The following is a 17550-nucleotide window of genomic DNA, read 5'->3' as shown; positions in this document are numbered from 1 at the left end:
CCTTCCCCGCCGGACTGGGTCCTGCACCGTCAGGCGCGGCGGAGCCGGAAGGTGAGGCCGAGATCGGCGTCGGTGTGTTCCGGAAGGCCCGGCTCGTCGCCTTCCGTCACCGACGTGGCCAGCACCTCGTCGGCGACGACCTGGGCGCCCGCGCGCAGCGCCTCGGCCAGGTCGGGGTCGGACGAGCGCCACCAGAGGGAGATCCGGTCGGTGATCGACAGGCCCGTCGCCTTGCGGGCCTCCTGCACCAGGCGGATCACCTCGCGCAGCAGCCCGGCCCGGCGCAGCTCGTCGGTCAGCTCCAGGTCGAGCGCCACCGTCTCGCCGGTGCCGGTGTCGAACGCGCCGGTCTCCACCGCCCACCCGGAGCGCGGCTGCTCGGTGACGATCACCTCGTCCGGGCCGAGCGTCACCTCGCCCAGCTCGCCCGCCGCCAGCGTCACGGTCGCGCCGGAGCGGAGCGTGCGCGCCACCGACGCGGCGTCGGCGGCGCCGACCGCGGCGGCCACCAGCTTGGTCCGCGACCCGAACCGCTTGCCCAGCGCCCGGAAGTTCGGCTTGACCGTGTAGGAGACCAGGTCGGCGCTGAAGCCCGACATGTCCTCCAGCGCCTGGACGTTCAGCTCGTCCGCGACCAGGCCGCGCAGCTCACCCGGCAGCGCCGGCCAGCCGTGCGCCCCCACCAGGGCGCGGCGCAGCGGCTGGCGGGTCTTCACGCCGGAGGAGGCGCGGGCCGAGCGGCCCAGCTCCACCAGCCGCCGCACCAGCGCCATCTGCTCCGAAAGCGCCGGGTTCAGCAGCTCCTCGCGCACCGCCGGCCAGGAGGTCAGGTGGACCGAGGACGGCTGGTCCTCGGCGCGCAGGACGTCCCACAGGTAGTCGGTGACGAACGGCGTGAGCGGCGACATCAGCCGGGTCACCGTCTCCAGGCACTCGTACAGGGTGGCGAAGGCCTCCCGCGACCCCTGCCAGAACCGGCGGCGCGAGCGGCGCACGTACCAGTTGGACAGGTCGTCCAGGAAGTCGGCCAGCCTGCGCCCGGCCCGCTGCGTGTCGTACACGTCGAGTGCGGCCGTCACCTCGGCGACCGTGCGGTGCAGCTCGGCCAGCGCCCACCGGTCGAGCAGCGGCCGCTCGGCCGCGGGCGGCGCCGAGGCCAGATCGGCCGGCGACCACTCCTCGGCGTTGGCGTAGAGCGTGAAGAAGGAGGCGGTGTTCCAGTAGGTCAGCAGGACCTTGCGGACGATCTCCTCCAGCGCGCCGTGCCCCACCCGGCGGGCCGACCACGGCGAGCCCGCACAGGCCATGAACCAGCGCAGCGCGTCGGCGCCGTGCTGGTCCATCAGCGGCATCGGCTCCAGCACGTTGCCCAGGTGCTTGCTCATCTTGCGGCCGTCCTCGGCCAGGATGAGCCCGAGGCAGAGCACGTTCTCGTACGAGGACTGCCCGAACACGAGCGTGCCCACGGCCATCAGCGAGTAGAACCACCCGCGCGTCTGGTCGGTCGCCTCGCAGATGAACTGCGCCGGGTAGACGCCCTCGGGCTTGCCCGCCTCGCCCCACTGGGCGAACGGCATCGAGCCCGAGTCGTACCAGGCGTCGATCACGTCGGGCACCCGGCGCGCCTCGGCCGAGCAGGACGGGCAGGGGAAGGTCACGTCGTCGACGAACGGCCGGTGCGGGTCGAGCGACGAGAGGTTCCGGCCCGCCAGCTCGCCCAGCTCCGCCAGCGAGCCGACGCAGGTCACGTGGGACTCGTCGGCCGAGCAGACCCAGAGCGGCAGCGGCGTGCCCCAGTAACGGGAGCGCGACAGCGACCAGTCGACGTTGTTGCGCAGCCACTCGCCGTAGCGGCCCCACTTGATCGTGTCGGGGAACCAGTTGGTCTTGGAGTTCTCCTCCAGCATCTGGTCCTTGACCGCGGTGGTGCGGATGTACCACGACGGCAGCGCGTAGTAGAGCAGCGGCGTGTGGCAGCGCCAGCAGTGGGGGTAGCTGTGGTCGAAGTGGCCGCCGCGGAACAGCAGCCCGCGCTCGCGCAGGTCGTCGGTGAGCCGCTCGTCGGCGTCCTTGAAGAACACCCCGCCCACCATGGGCACGTCGTCCAGGAAGCGACCGTCGGGGCCGATCGGGTTGACCACCGGCATCGCGTACTTCTTGGTCACCGCCAGGTCGTCGGCGCCGAACGCGGGCGCCTGGTGGACCAGGCCGGTGCCGTCCTCGACGGTCACATAGTCGCCGAGCACCACGTAGTGGGCGCCGGGGATGTCGACCAGCTCGAACGGGCGCTCGTACGGGGTGCGCTCCAGCTCGCGGCCGGTGAAGCGGGCCACCTCGGTGACGTCGTCGCCCAGCACCGCGGCCAGCAGCGGCTCGGCCACCACCAGCACCTCGCCGTCGCCGGTGCGGGCGGCGACGTAGGTCACGTCGGGGTGGACCGCCACCGCCGTGTTGGACACCAGCGTCCACGGCGTGGTCGTCCAGATGAGCAGCTTGGCGCCCAGCTCGGCCAGCGGCCCGGAAGTGACCGGCATCCGCACGAACACCGACGGGCTGGTCACGGTCTCGTAGCCGCCCGGCTGGCCCAGCTCGTGGTCGGACAGGCCGGTGCCGCAGCGCGGGCAGTAGGGCGTGATCCGGAAGTCGCGGAACAGCAGCCCCTTGTCGAAGATGACCTTCAGCGACCACCAGACGGCCTCGACGTAGGCGGGGTCCATCGTCCGGTAGGCGGTCGACAGGTCGATCCAGTAGCCCATCCGCTCGGTGAGCTGCTCGAACGCGTCGACGTGCCGCAGCACGGACTCGCGGCAGCGGGCGTTGAACTCGGCGATGCCGTAGGACTCGATGTCACGCTTGCCGGAGAGGCCGAGCTCCTTCTCCACGCCGACCTCGACCGGCAGGCCGTGGCAGTCCCAGCCGGCCTTGCGCGGCACGCTGAAGCCGCGCATCGACTTGTAGCGGGGGAAGATGTCCTTGAAGACGCGGGCCTCGACGTGGTGGACACCGGGCAGGCCGTTGGCGGTGGGCGGGCCCTCGTAGAACACCCACGCGGGGTTGCCCTCGTTCTGCTGGACGGAGCGCTCGAAGATCTTCCCATCGCGCCAGCGGTCCAGGACCTCACGCTCAAGCGCGGGCAGGTCGACCTGCGCGGGAAGGGAGCGGAACGGTGGCGAAGACATGTCGGGCGGGACCTCCACGCGTCTCTGATCTGCAGACAGGTTGCGTGAAGGGACGAGGCCGACGGGCCCCGCGGTACCACCCTTCTTGGCCTCACGCTCGGTGAGACCCTCTTCTTTCTGGCTGCTGCCGGGTCTAGTGAGCTCGATCGAGCCGTTCTTCCGGCGGCTCCGGGGTGATGCCCCTCGCGAGAGGGCCCCATCAACGCCTTGCAGGTTCACACCATAACGCAGAGCGGAGACTGAAGCTTCCGGGTTTCGAGGCTGCGCACCAGGCAAGGGGGAGAAGTCCTGGAAGTGACAAATTTGTGGGAATGGAGTCGCCTGGGCAGGAGTTAGAAGGGCGAGGCGGGATAGTACGGGAGGGGTAATCCGTCCGGCGGGTCGTTTGCCGTTCCGTTATGAGGAACCTAGGCTGCCCGCACCAATCACGGCCTTGACCAGCCCGAGATCGGCATCGCCCAACAGCATGGAGGCAACCATGGCGGCAGTCACGCAGACCGCGACCCCGTCGATGTGGTCGGACGAGGAGCTGGCCGAGGTACGCGGCAGCCTGCGAACCGAGATAGACGAGCTGAACGCGGACATCCTGCGCCACGAGAGCGAGATCGCGTCCGGAGACGTCACCCAGGGCGCCGGCGACGATACGGCGGACGCCGGCGCCAAGACGTATGAGCGGGAACGCGAGATCGCCCTTACCCTGAATGCACGCGACCTGGTCGCGCAGAACGAACGTGCGATCGCCAGGATCGACGCAGGGACCTATGGAGTGTGCGAATCGTGCCACAAGCCGATCGGCAAGGAACGCCTTCAGGCGTTCCCGAGGGCGACGCTGTGCGTGACGTGCAAGCAGAGGGAGGAACGCCGGTAGCGGCGGGCGGACGGCGGGGCCGGGTCCTCGCCGTCCTCACCTCACTCGCGGCCGTCATCTACGTGGCCGACCTCGTCACCAAGACCGTGGTGCTGGAGGCGCTGGAGGGGGAGCCGCCGCTGGTGGTGATCCCCGGCGTCCTCCAGTTCAGGGTGATCTTCAATTCCGGAGCCGCCTTCAGCATCGGCACCGGGATGACGTTCGTCTTCACCCTGATCGCCGCCGGTGTGGTCGCCGCCATCATCCGCACCGCGCGCAAGCTGGTGAGCATGCCGTGGGCGATCACGCTGGGGCTGCTGCTCGGCGGGGCGCTCGGCAACCTCACCGACCGGCTGCTGCGCTACCCGTCCGGCTTCGGCCGGCCGACCCAGCTGCAGGGGCACGTGGTCGACTTCGTCGAGGTGCTGCCGGGCAACTTCCCGGTCATCGACTACTTCCCGGTGTTCAACGTGGCCGACTCGGCCATCGTGTGCGGCGGCATCCTGGCGGTGATCCTGGCCTGGCGCGGCTACCAGATCGACGGAACGAGGGAGGGCAAGAGTGGCCGAGCAGCGTAGCCTGCCCGTGCCCGACGGGCTGGAGGGAGAGCGGCTCGACGCCGCGCTCTCCCGGCTGTTCGGATTCTCGCGCACCCGCGCGGCCGAGCTGATCGCCGCCGGGGAGGTGATGGTCGACGGCAGGCAACCGGCCAAGTCCGACCGCGTGCGCGGCGGATCCTGGCTGGACGTGACGCTCCCGCCGCCGGTCGTCACGCCGATGCCGGTCGCCGAGCCGGTGCCCGGCATGCGGGTGGTCTACGAGGACGACGACATCATCGTGGTCAACAAGCCCATCGGGGTGGCCGCCCACCCGACCGTGGGCTGGACCGGCCCCACCGTGATCGGCGGGCTGCTCGGCGCCGGCCACACGATCGCCACCAGCGGCGCCGCCGAGCGGCAGGGCATCGTGCACCGGCTCGACGCCAACACCACGGGCGCGATGGCCGTCGCCAAGAGCGAGCACGCCTACTCCCACCTCAAGCGCGCCTTCAAGGAGCGCACCGTCGACAAGCGCTACCACGCGCTGGTTCAGGGCCACCCCGACCCGTTCAGGGGCACGGTCGACGCCCCCATCGACCGCCACCCGTCGGGCGACGGCAGGTTCGCGGTGGTCGCGGGCGGCAAGCCGTCCGTCACCCACTACGACACCATCGAGGCGTTCCGGGCGGCGTCGCTGCTCGACATCAACCTGGAGACCGGCCGGACCCACCAGATCCGGGTCCACATGTCCGCGCTGCGTCACCCGTGCGTGGGCGACATGCTGTACGGCGCCGACCCGACGCTCGCCGCCCGGCTGGGCATCACCCGCCAGTGGCTGCACGCGGTCTCGCTCGCCTTCGAGCACCCGTCGACGGGGGAGTGGATGTCGTTCGGCACCGACTATCCCGAGGACCTGCAGAAGGCGCTGGACCTGGTCCGCGCCGAGTCCTGACCGGCTACTCCCAGGCGTGCCAGTGCTCGGCCTGCGCGCCGCCGCCGCGCGACGGCTCCACCTCGCCGGGCCCGTCCTCGTCCGGCTCGGGCTCCGGCTCCGGCTCCGGTTCCGCGGATCGGGTGGGCGCGGCCGACCTGGTGGGCCTCTCCTCGGGCGTGGGGTCGGCCCGCCTCTGGGCGCGGCGGTCGGGGCCAGAGTCCCGGTCGGGGCGCGACGTCTCGTACGTGGCGGGCGGTGAGTCGTCACGGCGGGCCTCGGAGCGGCCGGGCGGGTCCCCGGCCTCGCGCCCGTCGCCGTCCTTGGACCCGGTGCTGGGCGGCGGGCCGGAGACGGTCGCGGTCTGCTGCGGCGTGTGCACCACGGCCGGCGGGCCCGACGTCTCGGGCGGCCGGTGCGACCACCACGCCGCGCCGCCCGTGACCAGGGCCGTGACCAGCGCGCCGAGGCCCAGGGCGAGCAGCGGCTGCCTGCGCCTGCCGGGCGGCGTCCGCGCCGCCGGCGCGATCGCCGCCGCGTCGCCGCCGGTCACCTCCGCGAGCGGCACCGGCCCGGTCGGCTCCGGCCCGATGCCCCTGATGATCGCGGTCAGGCGTTGCTCCGCCTCGTCCACCGTCATCCGGTCGGCCGGGTTCTTCCGCAGCAGCCCCAGCAGCACCGGCCCCAGCACGCCCGCCCGCGACAGCGGGGCGGGCTCGGCGTGCATGACCGCGCCCAGCGTGGCCAGCGCGTTCGACCGGTGGAAGGGCGAATGGCCCTCGACCGCCACGTACAGGGTCACGCCCAGCGACCACAGGTCCGAGGCCGTCTCGGCGGGGCCGCCCGCCGCCCGCTCGGGAGCCATGAAGGCGGGGGTGCCGATCAGGATCCCGGTCCTGGTGACCGGCGCCTCGTCCTCGGTGGTGGCGATGCCGAAATCGGTGAGCACGGCCCTGCCGTCGTCCGTCAGCAGCACGTTGTCCGGCTTGACGTCCCGGTGCAGCACCCCGGCCGCGTGCGCCGCGCGCAGCGCCTCCAGCAGCTGCAGCCCGACGTTCGCGGCCTCGGCCGGCCGCATCGGCCCGTTCTCGCGCACCAGCTCGCCCAGCGTCCGCGACCGGACGAGCTGCATGACGATCCACGGGTGCCCGTGCTCCTCCAGCACGTCGTACACGGCGGCCACGCACGGGTGCGCGACCCGGCCGGCCGCGCGCGCCTCCCTGAAGGTGCGCACGGTGAACAGGTCGCGTTCCGGTCCTGTCAGATCAGGGGGCGGGAGGACCTCCTTGACGGCCACGTCCCTGCCGAGCACCTCGTCGTGGGCCTGCCAGACGGTACCCATGCCGCCACGCCCGATCGTCCTGACCAGCCGGTAACGGCCCCCAACAATCCCCACAGAATCGGACATGCGGGGCGACTACCCCAGAAAGACCCGGGCAACCGCTGTCACGGCGGCGGCCGCCGCCAGAACCACCAGGAACGGAGCACGCAGCAGCAACGCGACGATCGCCGCCCCCAGACCGGCCGTGCGGGCCAGGTCGAACGCGAGCGCGCCGTCCTGCGTGAACATCTGCACCCCGATGAGCGCCGCGAGCAGCGCCACCGGCACCAGCTCGGCGAAGCGGCTCACCACCGGGTGGTCGAGCACCTGGCGCGGCGCGGCCAGCCCGGCCAGCTTGAGCGCGTAACACCCCAGGCACACCCCGGCGATCGCCCACCACAGCGCGGTCATCGCAGCATCACCACCAGCACCGCCACGGCCGCCAGCAGCACCGGCACGCCCGGCGGGAAGAACGGAGTCGCCGCCAGCGCGATGGCCATGCCGCCGGCCGCCAGCGCGCGCAGCTCGGCGCGCTCCTTCAGCCGCGGCCACAGGATCGCCAGGAACGTGGCGGGCCCCACCACGTCCAGCCCGAGCATCCCCGGGTCGCCGAGTGAGCTCGTGCCGATCGCCCCGAGCAGCGTCGTCACGTTCCAGCCCACGTAGACCGCGGCGAAGGTGGTGAAGAAGCCCGCCCTGGCCGCCTCGGGGGTCGGCTGGGCCAGGGCGACGGCGGTCGTCTCGTCGATGACGCCCTGGGCGGTGCCCAGCTTGCGCGCTCCGCGCACCCGCAGCACGTCGGCCATGCGCAGCCCGTACAGCGTGTTCCTGGCGCCGAGCAGCAGCGCGCCCGACGCGGCCGAGACCAGGTCGCCGCCCGCCCCCACCGCGCCCGCGAACGCGAACTGCGAGGCGCCCGTGAACGCCAGCAGGCTCAGCACGCACGCCTGCGGCACGGTGAGCCCGGCCGTGACCGCCGCGGCGCCGAAGGCGACCCCGGACAGCCCGACGGCCAGACCCACACCCAGACCGTCCCGGATGGCGGCGGAACGGAGTGTCGTCTGTTCCATGGGATATGAGGATATGCGCAGGTCACTACCGTTTCTTGTACGTTCCTGCGGTGCGTTGATAGGCAGCCGGTGGTACCCCTACCACGCGTTTGAAGTGACGGTTCAGGTGGGCCTGGTCGGTGAAGCCCACCTCGGCGGCCACGTCCGCGGGCCGCACGCCGGAGCGCAGCAGGTGCCGGGCCTGCCGCACCCGCAGCGAGTTCAGATAGGCGTGCGGCGGCAGCCCGGTCGCCGCCTTGAACGCCCGCAGCAGCGGGAACGGCCGCGCGCCGACCATCCGCGCCAGGTCGTCCAGCGCCGGCGGGTCGGTCAGCCGCTCGTGCAGCACCTCCATCGCCTGCCGCACCGCCCGCCGCCCCTCGGGCGACAGCGTCACCGCCGGGCGCGGCACCGCGTACCGGGCGAGCAGCCGCCCGAACAGCGTGCGGGTCAGCGTGGACGCCGCCAGGTCGTCGCCGCGCTCGGTCGCCTGGTGCGCGCGCGCCATCAGCGCCGCCACCTCGGGGTCGCGCACCACCTGCTCGGGGAAGTACGGAGTGCCCTTCGGCAGGCCCAGCTCGGCCGCCACCTCGCCGACCGCCGCGACCGACGGGTAGAGCATCCGGTACGCCCACCCGCCGTCCACACCGGCCTGGCCCGTGTGCACCGAGTCCGGGTTCACCAGGACCACCTCGCCCGCCGCGGCCCGGTGCAGGTCGCCCCGGTACTCGAACTCCTCCACGCCGTCGAGGATGATCCCGATCGCGTACCCCTCGTGCACGTGACGGGAGAAGCGGTGGGTCACGTAGCGGGCCTTGAGCAGGTCCACCTCGGGCACCGCCGGATGACGCCAGAAGCGGGCCCGCTCCTGCGGCCGCCCGCTCATCGCGCCGGCCGGAACGTGGCGGTGAACGTCTCGAAGAAGCGCCTGTCGCGCTCCCAGCGGGCGCCGGTGGTCTCCCAGTAGAGCGCGAACGGGCGGCCGCCGGCAGTGGTGAAACCCCGGTTGATCACGTGGATCGCGGTGCCGTCGCGGGAGCGGGTGAACTCCCAGTCGGCGGCGGGGCGGCCCTGGTACTCGATCGCGCGGATGGCGACGCGTTCGTAGCCGGGGAACTCGCCCTTGCGGAGGATCTCCCGCTCCAGCGCCCGCCAGTGGTCGGCCGGGGTCGCGTGGTCGCCCTCGGGGACGGTCCATTCGACGATCATCACGCCGGGGGTGCCGGGGCCGCTGAAGGTGACGCTGTCGCGCTGCGGATTCTTGACGGCGCGCCAGCCGCGCGGCACGGCGACCGAGAACCCCCCGGCCGCGTTCCGATACGCCCGCCAACCGGCGGGGACCGGGTTTCCGGTGGGGGTCACGTTCCCGGTGGGCTCGCCGGTCGCGTTGCCGGTGGGCTCTCCGGTCGTGTTCCCGTCGGGTTCGCCGGTCGCGTTGCCGGTGGGCTCTCCGGTCGTGTTCCCGTCGGGTTCGCCGGTCGCGTTGCCGGTCGGCACGCCGCTCGCATTCCCGGTGGGCTCGCCCGTCGGCTCCCCTGTACCGCCCGCTGTCGGGTCCCCGCCGGGTTCCCGGGTCGGCTGGCGCGGAGGCTCTCCGGACGGCCCGTGGGCGCTCTCCGTCGGCCCGACGGCCCCGACGCCCGGTTCGCTCCCCAGCAGATTAACGAGCACCACGCCTCCGCCGCCGACCACCACGAGCGCGGCCACGGCCGCCGCCACCACGACCCACCGCTTCCCGCCCGACCGCCCACCGCCGGTCACCGTCCCATGCGGGGACCTCTGCGGGCCCGTCCCCTGCGGCGGCGTCCCGTACGAGCCGGAGCCTCCGTGAGAGTCGAGCGGAGCGGAATCCCCTCCGCCCGGACCCGAATGCCCGTGCGGGACGCCGACGTGATGGGGCGCTGGGCCCGCGCCGTGGGGCCCCGAGGCGCTGGCGTGGTGGGGTCCCGAGCCCACGTCGTGAGGGCCCGAGGTTCCGTACGAGGTGCCGGCGTGGTGGGGCGCTGGGCCCGCGCCTTGATGGCCCGAGGCTCCCTGCGGGGCGCCTGTGTGGGGCGGGGACGGGCTTGCGTATCGACTGTCGGGGCCCAAGGGTGCCGGTTGCTGGTGGAACGCGCCGTACGGGCCGGGCGGCTGGTGTCCGTGGCCGGGGAAGGGCCGGTCCATGGACGCGGCGTCGAGGAGCTGGGCGGCCTGGCCGGCGGGCAGGCGGGTGCCCGGGTCCCGCTGGAGCCAGCCCATGATCACCGGTGTCAGCGCCCCGGCCCGGCGGGGCGGCTCGACCGCGTCGCGGAGCACCGCCGCCACCGTCGCCGCCCACGAGTCGCGCCGGAACGGCGGCCCGCCCTCCACCGCCGCGTACAGGGTCGCCCCCAGCGACCACAGGTCGGACTCGGGCCTGGCGGGCTCGCCGTTCAGCCGCTCGGGAGGCATGTACGCGGGCGTGCCCACGAGGCTGCCGGTCGCCGTCAGCCCCGCCTCGGACTCCATGGTGGCGATGCCGAAGTCCGTCAGCACCACCCGCCCGTCGTCGGCCAGCAGCACGTTCTCCGGCTTGACGTCGCGGTGCAGCACCCCGGTCGCGTGCGCGGCGCGGAGCGCGTCGAGCACCCGCGCGCCGATCGCCGCAGCCCGCGCCACCGGCAGCGGCCCGTCCGCGCGGATCGCCTCCGCCAGGGAGCGGGAACGGACGAGCTGCATGACGATCCACGGCCGCCCGTCCTCCTCGACGACGTCGTGGATGACCACCACCGACGGGTGGTCCAGACGGCCCGCGGCCCTGGCCTCGCGGATGGTCCTGCGGTTGAGCTCGGCCCGCTGCCGCTCGCCGACCCCGCTGTAGCGGACCTCCTTGATCGCGACCGTACGGTCGAGCAGCTCGTCGTAGGCACGCCACACCACGCCCATGCCGCCCTCACCGAGCGGCTCGACGAGGCGGTAGCGATTGCCGACCTGCCTGTCCACGCGGGGCAGCCTACTGGTCGGGTTTGAAGGTCGCGCAGAACGTCTCGAAGAAGTGGTAGTCCTTCTTCCAGCGACTTGCGAGGTTGTGCCAGTAGATGGCGTAACCACGGCCGTTGTCGGTGATGAATCCCCGGTTGCGCACCCTCGTCTTGCCGGTGTTGGTGTTCCAGGTGAAGTCCCAGTCGGCGGCGGCCTTCTGGTAGTCGACCGCCTTGATGTCGATCAGCTGGTAGCCGCCGAACCCGTACTTGGCCGTCTTCTCCTGCTTCCGCCAGTCCTTGACCGGGTCGCTGCCGGGCTTCGAGGCCCGGTCGACCGACACGAACGCGTTGGAGCCCGCGCCGGGCCCGCGGAAGAACACCTGGGAACCCTCACGCTTGTAGACGTCCCAGCCCTTGGGCAGCCCTATGGTGAAGTCGAGCTGCTTGTCCTTGTACCACTTCCAGCCCGAGGGCAGGGTGGCGGCCTGTGCCGTCTCCTCCTCGGTGGGCGTGGGGGAGGGCGTGGCCGACGGGGACTCGCTGACCGTGGGGGAAGGGCTCGACGACGGCTCGGCCGCGTCCGTGGTCGCCGCGCCGGTCGGCTCGGAGGTGGCGGCGGTGCTGGCAGCCGTCGTGGGGCCGGGGCCGCCGGACGGGTCCTCCGGGGTGGCCCGCAGGCCGAGGTAGCCGCCGACGCCCGCGACCAGGAGCACGGCCGTCACGGCCGCGATCACGGGCAGCGCCTGGCGCCTGCCGGCCGAGTCGGCGTTCATCGTGGACTCGGCGTCGTGAGGCGGCGTCGGTGGGTGCTCGGTCGCCGGCGTGATCCGCGCGCCGGTCTCGGGCGGCGGCGCCACGGAGGGCCGGGGCGCGGGCTTGGACACCGGCTGAGGAGCGGGACGGGGCGGGGGCACCGGCATCAGGTTGGGGTCGGTCGGCATGTCGTCCTCGACCGGCGGCACCTTCGGCATCTTCGCCGTCCGCACGGCCGGTGGCTCGCTCGACGCGGCGATCGTCTGCCGCAGCAGCCGCTCCGTCTCCTCGTACATGAGCCGCTGCACCGGCTCCTTGGCCAGCAGCCCGTCGATCACCGGCGCCAGCGGCCCGGCGTGCGTGGCCGGATCGGGCTCGTCGGTGAGCACGGCATGCATGGTGGCCAGGGCGTTGCCGCGTTCGTGCGGCGAGCGGCCCTCGACGGCGGTGTAGAGCGTCGCGCCCAGCGCCCACAGGTCGGACTCGCGCCGCGCGGGCAGCCCTTTCAGCCGCTCGGGGGCGATGAACGCCGGCGTGCCGGCCAGGCCGGTCACCGTCAGCTGCGTCTCGGTCTCCAGCGTGGCGATGCCGAAGTCGGTCAGCACCACGCGGCCGTCGTCGGCCAGCAGGACGTTCTCCGGTTTGACGTCGCGGTGGAGCACCCCCGCCTCGTGGGCGCGGTGCAGCGCGTCGAGCACCGCCAGGCCGATCTCGGCCACCCGCTTGGGAGGGAGCGGCCCGTCGTTCTTGATCACGGCGCCGAGCGACCGTGACTGCACGAGCTGCATGACGATCCAGGGCCGGCCGTCCTCCTCGATCACGTCGTGCACGACGATCACGTTGGGATGCTCGAACCTGGCCGCGGCCCGCGCCTCACGCATCGTGCGCCGGTTCAGCAGTTGCACCTCGTCGCCCAGAGCGGCCGCGTATCTGACCTCCTTGACCGCGACGGTGCGGTCGAGCAGTTCGTCATGGGCTCGCCACACGATGCCCATGCCACCCTTGCCAATGGGTTCTTGCAGGTGGTAACGACCGGCGATGCGGCGTCCGCCCGGCTTGTGATCCGACATCAACGGCCTCAAACCCTCCCTCTAGGCCAAGAAATACTCCCATAGCCGGGGATCAACGGCGACTCGCCGCGAGGACAGTCCGCTATTCGAGAAGCCCGTCCCACTAGGTGGAGTGAGCCGTGTAAAGTGCGAACATGACTCGTCGCTACGTGTTTACCGAGCCGGCTCCGGGAGGGCCGGTCGTCAGCTAGCGACCACCTGGAGCCGGCAACAAAGGCAGAGACGCCTCGTCTCTGCCTTTTCACGTTCTTTGCCGGCTCCCGGTGAGCCGGCCGAGTGGGGAGCCGAGATGTCATCGACCTTGGAACGCCACGTGGTCCCGCTGGGCGGCCATCCCGTGGGCGAAGGACCCGCCGTGGTGATCAGTGACCGGGTGAGCCTGCGCGAGCCTGACGCGGTGCTGCCCGCCGCCGTCACGCTCGCCGAGCCCGCGAGCGCCGCCGACCTGCCCGCCATCGCGGCCAGCGCGCAGGGCGTGGTCATCGGCGGCGCGTGGACCAGGGACATCCCGCTGGTGCGCGCGGTGGCGGGGCTGGGGCTGCCGGTGGTGGTGGAACGCCGCCGCACGGCCACCCTGGAGGAGTGGCTGGGCGTGGCCGACTACTGCGAGGCGGAGGGCGGCGTCCAGGTGATCCTGTGCGAGCACGCCGACCTGGGGCTGCTGCGCGAGGCGCGCGCCGTGTCGGGCCGCCCGGTGCTGGCGGACGTCACCGCCGACCCCGGCCTGTCGACGGCCGCCGTCGCGGCGGGCGCCGACGGCCTGATCGTGTCCGCCGACGGCCGGCACGAGGCGGAGGAGGCGGCCGCCCTCGTCGGCGCCCTGCTCCGGCCGGAGGACCCGGCCACGCTGGCCGAGTGCCGTCAGGCGATCGACCGCGTGGACGCCGCCCTGGCCACCCTCCTGGAGCGCCGCGCCGCCCTCGCGGGCCGCGTCCAGCGGCTCAAGCCGGTCGGCGGCTTCGCGGGCCGCGACCCCGGCCGCGAGCGCGCCCTGGTGGCCCGGATGGCCGAACGCGCCCCCAGCCTGGGCGAGGCCAGGCTGGCTCCCGTCATGAACGCGATCATCGAGGCCGGCCTGCAGCTCGCGGAGGAACGCGCGGCCGGATGAGCAGCCGCCCTGCTCGCTCAGACGGCGCGCGACGCTCCCGGGGGAGACCCTCGGCAGCCGAATGCCAGGAGGGGAGGACCTCCGATGGATGATGCCGGAGGACCTCCCGTGGCGGCGACGCTGGGGGCCTCCGGGTCCGGAGGCGCTGTGAGAAGGGGGTTCCGCGGCGCGGGAGGTGCTTCCTCAGGGGGTGCTGAGGTGGAAGTTGTTCAGCGGGCGGCCGGGGCCCGTCGTGATCTGGGCGTTGATCAGTTCGGCGAAGCGGCGGTAGCCGTCGGCCGTCGGGTGGAAGCTGCGCGGGTCGACGGTGAGCTCCTCCATGTCCACGATCACCCCGTTGAGGTACGGGCGCGGCCGGCCCACCTCGTGGCCGTCGAACGCCTCGTACGCGTCCACGTACTCGACGCTGCCGGGCCCGCCGAAGGCGACGATCGCCCGGTCGAACTCGCCGGCCACCTCGCGCACGACGCCGTTCAGCCGCTCGGTCATCGAGTTGAGCCAGCGCTGGTCGGCGACGCCGAGGTTGTCGATCCGCCCCGGCGGCGAGGCGGGGAACGGCCGCGGGTAGCCCAGCAGCACCACCCTCGCCTCGGGCGCGCGCGTCCTGATCTCGGCCAGCACGGCCCGCATGCTGCCGCGAAGCTCCCCGATCCGGCGCCGCACCTCGGCGTCCTGGTCGACGCAGGCCGACGACCACGGGAACTTGACGATGCACTCGGTGAGCACCGGCGCGAACCCCGCGTCGTTGCCGCCGATGCTCAGCGTCACCAGGCTCGTGCCGGCGCCGACGCGCTCGATCTGCGGCTGCTGGCCGTGCTGGCCCCGCAGCAGGTTGCCGGTGGTCGCGCCGCTGCACGCCCAGAACCCCGTCTCGCCGCCGAACGCGTGGGCGCCCGCCACGAGCGGCACGTACGAGCCGCCGGCGCGGTGGCAACGGTCGGCGCCGCCGTCCAACGGCGCCTCTCCGCGCCGGTAGACGCCCTCGCCGGACGAGTACGAGTCGCCCAGCGCCACGTAGGCCCCGCCGAGCGCGACCTCGGCGGCGGTCAGCCTGGTCACCTGCGGGAGCCGGCCCGCCGGCTCCCCGGTCGCCGGACAGCCGGCGTCCAGCAGCGCGCACGCGAGCCCCGTGTAGACACCCGCCGGCAGCCCCGCGACGGCCAGCGCCACGCCGAGCAGCACCGCCGCGACGACGCCCGCCGCCTTCCTCACCCCAGTCAGCGCGACCTCCCCCGAGACTCCGCCTTCGAGGGTAGATCAGGGGACGGCTTACGGTCACGGTCGTTTTGCGTACGTTCCGGCCCCGCGGTGATCTTCGGCCGCCCGGACTGCTAAGATTCCGGTGATCGCCTGAGCCTTCCCGGCGCGGACCACGTCCGCCGGGGAGGCTTTTTTCATGTCCGGATCCCCTTTCGACGACGTGAGGCCCCGCATGACCACGCAGACCCCCGCCGCCGGCACCTGGAAGCTCGGCGACCTGACCGTCAACCGCATCGGCTTCGGCGCGATGCGGCTCACGGGCGGCGCCGACTTCGGCCTCGGCGCGCCGAGCGATCGCGACCGTCCGATCGCCGTGCTGCGCCGCGCGATCGACCTCGGGGTCGACCACATCGACACCGCCGCGTTCTACTTCTCCTCGACGCGGTCCGCCAACGAGCTGATCAACCGGGCGCTGTCTCCTTACCCGGAGGGCCTGGTCATCGCCACCAAGGTCTGGGCGGGCAGGGACCCGTCGGGCGAGTGGATCTGGGCCACGCCCGGACAGCTGCGCGGCCAGGTGGAGGAGAACCTGCGCCAGCTCGGCCGGGACCACATGGACGTGGTGAACCTGCGCATCCCGCGGAGCCGCGCGACCGGCTCGATCGCCGAGCACTTCGGCGCGCTGGCCGAGCTCCGCGACGCCGGGCTCGTACGCCATCTGGGCCTGTCCAACGCCACACCGGCCCAGCTGGCGGAGGCCGTGGCCATCGCGCCGGTGGTCTGCGTGCAGAACGCCTACACCGTGGGGGCGCCGGCCGCCGAGCAGCAGTTCCTGCGGGCCTGCGGCGAGCAGGGCATCGCGTACGTGCCGTTCTTCGCGATCGCCGGCGCGGGGCGCGAGCGGGGAGCGGTCGCCGGGGAGCAGGAGTCCGTGCGGGCCGTCGCGAGCGCCCACGGTGCGACGCCCGCGCAGGTCCGGCTGGCCTGGACGCTGGCGCAGGGGCCGCACGTGCTGGCCATCCCCGGCACCGGGAACCCGGACCACCTCGCCGAGAACGTGGCGGCGGGGGCGCTGCGGCTGTCCGGCGAGGACCTGGCACGCCTGGCCGGTGTCACTCGGCTGGACTGACCGCGGGGGAGGCCGGATCGGCCGCGGCCGCGAGGCGCTTCCTGCGGAGGCGGAGCAGGAACCACCCGGCTGCGATGCCGGCGGCGACGACCGGGAGCAGGTAGAAGGCGACCCGCTGGTCCTGGTCGGCGAACGGCATCAGGAAGACCACCAGGGCGAGGAAGGCCAGGGTGAGCCAGTTGGTGTAGGGGGTGCCGGGCATCGGGAAGGCGGAGCGGTGCCCGGTGCGCCGCAGGCGGAGCTGGCAGTAGACCAGCGTGCCCCAGGTGGTGACCACGCCCAGCGAGGCGCACGCGGTGGCGATGTTGAAGGCGCGCTCCGGCACGAAGGAGAACAGGGCGATGCCCGCCAGGAACATCGACGCGGTGAACAGCACCCCGCCGATCGGGATGCGGCGCCGGCTGAGCGCGGCGGTGAAGCCGGGCGCCTCGCCCTTGAGTCCCATCGACCGGACGATGCGGCCCGTCGCGTACAGGCCGGAGTTGCACGACGAGAGCGCGGCGGTGATCACGATGAGGTTCATGGCGTCGGCCGCCCACGGCACGCCCAGACCGGCGAACACCGTGACGAACGGGGACGTGCCGGCCTCGTAGGCGGTCCACGGCAGCACCATCGACAGCAGCAGCACCGAGCCCACGTAGAACAGCGCGATCCGCCACACCACGCCGTTGACCGCCTTCGGCATCACCTTCTCGGGCCGGGCCGTCTCGCCCGCGGCGATGCCGACCAGCTCGATCGACGCGTACGCGAACACCACCGACTGCAGGCTCATCAGCACCAGCGGGAACCCGGTCGGGAAGAACCCGCCGTGGGCCACCGCGTTCGCCGGCGTCGCCTGGCCGACGGTGAACACCACCAGCACCAGCCCGACCACCAGGAACGTGACGATGGCCAGCACCTTCAGCAGCGCGAACCAGAACTCCAGCTCACCGAAGAGCTTCACCGACAGGAGGTTCACCACGAGCACGAAGGCCAGCGCGAGCAGCGCCGTCAGCCACTGCGGGAACGCCGGCGCCCAGTAGTGGACGTAGGTGGCGATCGCGACCAGCTCGGCGACGCCGGTGAACGCCCAGTTGAACCAGTACATCCACCCGCTGGCGAAGGCGGCCCACGGCCCGATGAACTCGTGCGCGTACACCACGAAGGAGCCCGAGGCGGGCCGGTAGAGCGCCAGCTCCCCGAGCGCCCGCATGACGAAGAACGCCGCCACCCCCGCGGCCGCGAACGACAGCACCAGGGCCGGCCCCGCGGCGGCCAGCCGCCCGCCGGCGCCCAGGAACAGCCCCACGCCGATCGCGCCGCCGATGGCGATCATCTGCACCTGGCGGTTGCCCAGGGCGGGCCGGTATCCCTCGTCGGACTCCGTGTGCACTGAGTGTCTCCTTCGTGACTTTCCGTCACGGAGAGGGTATAGGCGCTGATCGAGGGAGAGGGATCCGGCACGCCGTCCCCTGCCACGCCCCGGAGTGTCGGTGCGGA

14 protein-coding genes are annotated in these 17550 nt (G+C 72.9%); 5 read left to right on the top strand and 9 right to left on the bottom strand.

The window, feature by feature from the left end:
- Window positions 1-29 precede the first annotated feature (29 nt).
- On the bottom strand, window positions 30-3179 hold the full coding sequence (gene ileS / locus ACIBF7_RS12740; RefSeq protein ID WP_397197137.1) for an isoleucine--tRNA ligase: 3150 nt from the start codon (window positions 3177-3179) through the stop codon (window positions 30-32).
- Between the two features lie 466 nt (window positions 3180-3645).
- On the opposite strand from ileS, the gene ACIBF7_RS12735 reads away from it, so the two are divergent.
- Genes ACIBF7_RS12735 through ACIBF7_RS12725 form a run of 3 tightly spaced genes read left to right on the top strand, consistent with a single transcriptional unit; the run spans window position 3646 to window position 5517 of the window.
- Window positions 3646-4047 (top strand): TraR/DksA C4-type zinc finger protein, encoded by a 402-nt coding sequence (locus ACIBF7_RS12735; protein ID WP_148032663.1) that lies wholly within the window; start codon window positions 3646-3648, stop codon window positions 4045-4047.
- A complete protein-coding gene (locus ACIBF7_RS12730; protein ID WP_378525093.1) occupies window positions 4011-4604 on the top strand; it encodes a signal peptidase II in 594 nt (197 codons plus the stop codon). The genes ACIBF7_RS12735 and ACIBF7_RS12730 overlap by 37 nt, the downstream gene beginning before the upstream one ends.
- On the top strand, window positions 4588-5517 hold the full coding sequence (locus ACIBF7_RS12725) for an RluA family pseudouridine synthase (RefSeq protein WP_148032661.1): 930 nt from the start codon (window positions 4588-4590) through the stop codon (window positions 5515-5517). Before ACIBF7_RS12730 ends, ACIBF7_RS12725 begins: the two co-directional genes overlap by 17 nt.
- A gap of 4 nt (window positions 5518-5521) precedes the next feature.
- Here the strand turns inward: ACIBF7_RS12725 and ACIBF7_RS12720 are convergent, their stop codons facing one another.
- The 6 genes from ACIBF7_RS12720 to ACIBF7_RS12695 are packed head-to-tail and all read right to left on the bottom strand — an operon-like array spanning window position 5522 to window position 12634.
- Window positions 5522-6904, bottom strand: coding sequence for a serine/threonine-protein kinase (locus ACIBF7_RS12720; RefSeq protein ID WP_397197136.1), 1383 nt, complete (start codon window positions 6902-6904; stop codon window positions 5522-5524).
- A 9-nt stretch (window positions 6905-6913) separates the two neighbouring features.
- Window positions 6914-7228 (bottom strand): AzlD domain-containing protein, encoded by a 315-nt coding sequence (locus ACIBF7_RS12715; RefSeq protein WP_219543425.1) that lies wholly within the window; start codon window positions 7226-7228, stop codon window positions 6914-6916.
- Window positions 7225-7887 (bottom strand): AzlC family ABC transporter permease, encoded by a 663-nt coding sequence (locus ACIBF7_RS12710; protein ID WP_148032658.1) that lies wholly within the window; start codon window positions 7885-7887, stop codon window positions 7225-7227. The genes ACIBF7_RS12715 and ACIBF7_RS12710 overlap by 4 nt, the downstream gene beginning before the upstream one ends.
- A gap of 25 nt (window positions 7888-7912) precedes the next feature.
- Entirely contained in the window at window positions 7913-8752 is an 840-nt protein-coding gene (locus ACIBF7_RS12705) for an AraC family ligand binding domain-containing protein (RefSeq protein ID WP_397197135.1), read from the bottom strand.
- Window positions 8749-10830 (bottom strand): protein kinase, encoded by a 2082-nt coding sequence (locus ACIBF7_RS12700; protein WP_397197134.1) that lies wholly within the window; start codon window positions 10828-10830, stop codon window positions 8749-8751. The genes ACIBF7_RS12705 and ACIBF7_RS12700 overlap by 4 nt, the downstream gene beginning before the upstream one ends.
- A gap of 10 nt (window positions 10831-10840) precedes the next feature.
- On the bottom strand, window positions 10841-12634 hold the full coding sequence (locus ACIBF7_RS12695) for a protein kinase (protein WP_364227205.1): 1794 nt from the start codon (window positions 12632-12634) through the stop codon (window positions 10841-10843).
- 289 nt (window positions 12635-12923) lie between these two features.
- Between ACIBF7_RS12695 and ACIBF7_RS12690 the strand changes: the two genes are divergently transcribed.
- Window positions 12924-13742, top strand: coding sequence for a chorismate mutase (locus ACIBF7_RS12690; protein WP_397197133.1), 819 nt, complete (start codon window positions 12924-12926; stop codon window positions 13740-13742).
- Window positions 13743-13925: 183 nt separating this feature from the next.
- On the opposite strand, the gene ACIBF7_RS12685 is transcribed toward ACIBF7_RS12690, so the two are convergent.
- Window positions 13926-14954: an SGNH/GDSL hydrolase family protein gene (locus ACIBF7_RS12685; RefSeq protein ID WP_397197132.1), complete on the bottom strand. Its 1029-nt coding sequence runs from the start codon at window positions 14952-14954 to the stop codon at window positions 13926-13928.
- 220 nt (window positions 14955-15174) lie between these two features.
- Between ACIBF7_RS12685 and ACIBF7_RS12680 the strand changes: the two genes are divergently transcribed.
- On the top strand, window positions 15175-16071 hold the full coding sequence (locus ACIBF7_RS12680; RefSeq protein WP_271279067.1) for an oxidoreductase: 897 nt from the start codon (window positions 15175-15177) through the stop codon (window positions 16069-16071).
- On the opposite strand, the gene ACIBF7_RS12675 is transcribed toward ACIBF7_RS12680, so the two are convergent.
- Window positions 16055-17443: an amino acid permease gene (locus tag ACIBF7_RS12675; protein ID WP_222709019.1), complete on the bottom strand. Its 1389-nt coding sequence runs from the start codon at window positions 17441-17443 to the stop codon at window positions 16055-16057. The two genes, ACIBF7_RS12680 and ACIBF7_RS12675, sit on opposite strands and share 17 nt — an antisense overlap.
- Between the last annotated feature and the right edge of the window lie 107 nt (window positions 17444-17550).

This window comes from Nonomuraea sp. NPDC050478 (genome assembly GCF_044458265.1).
Lineage (GTDB): Bacteria > Actinomycetota > Actinomycetes > Streptosporangiales > Streptosporangiaceae > Nonomuraea > Nonomuraea ferruginea.
The sequence above is the reverse complement of the archived record's forward strand: the minus strand, read 5'-3'. Positions and strand labels throughout refer to the sequence as shown.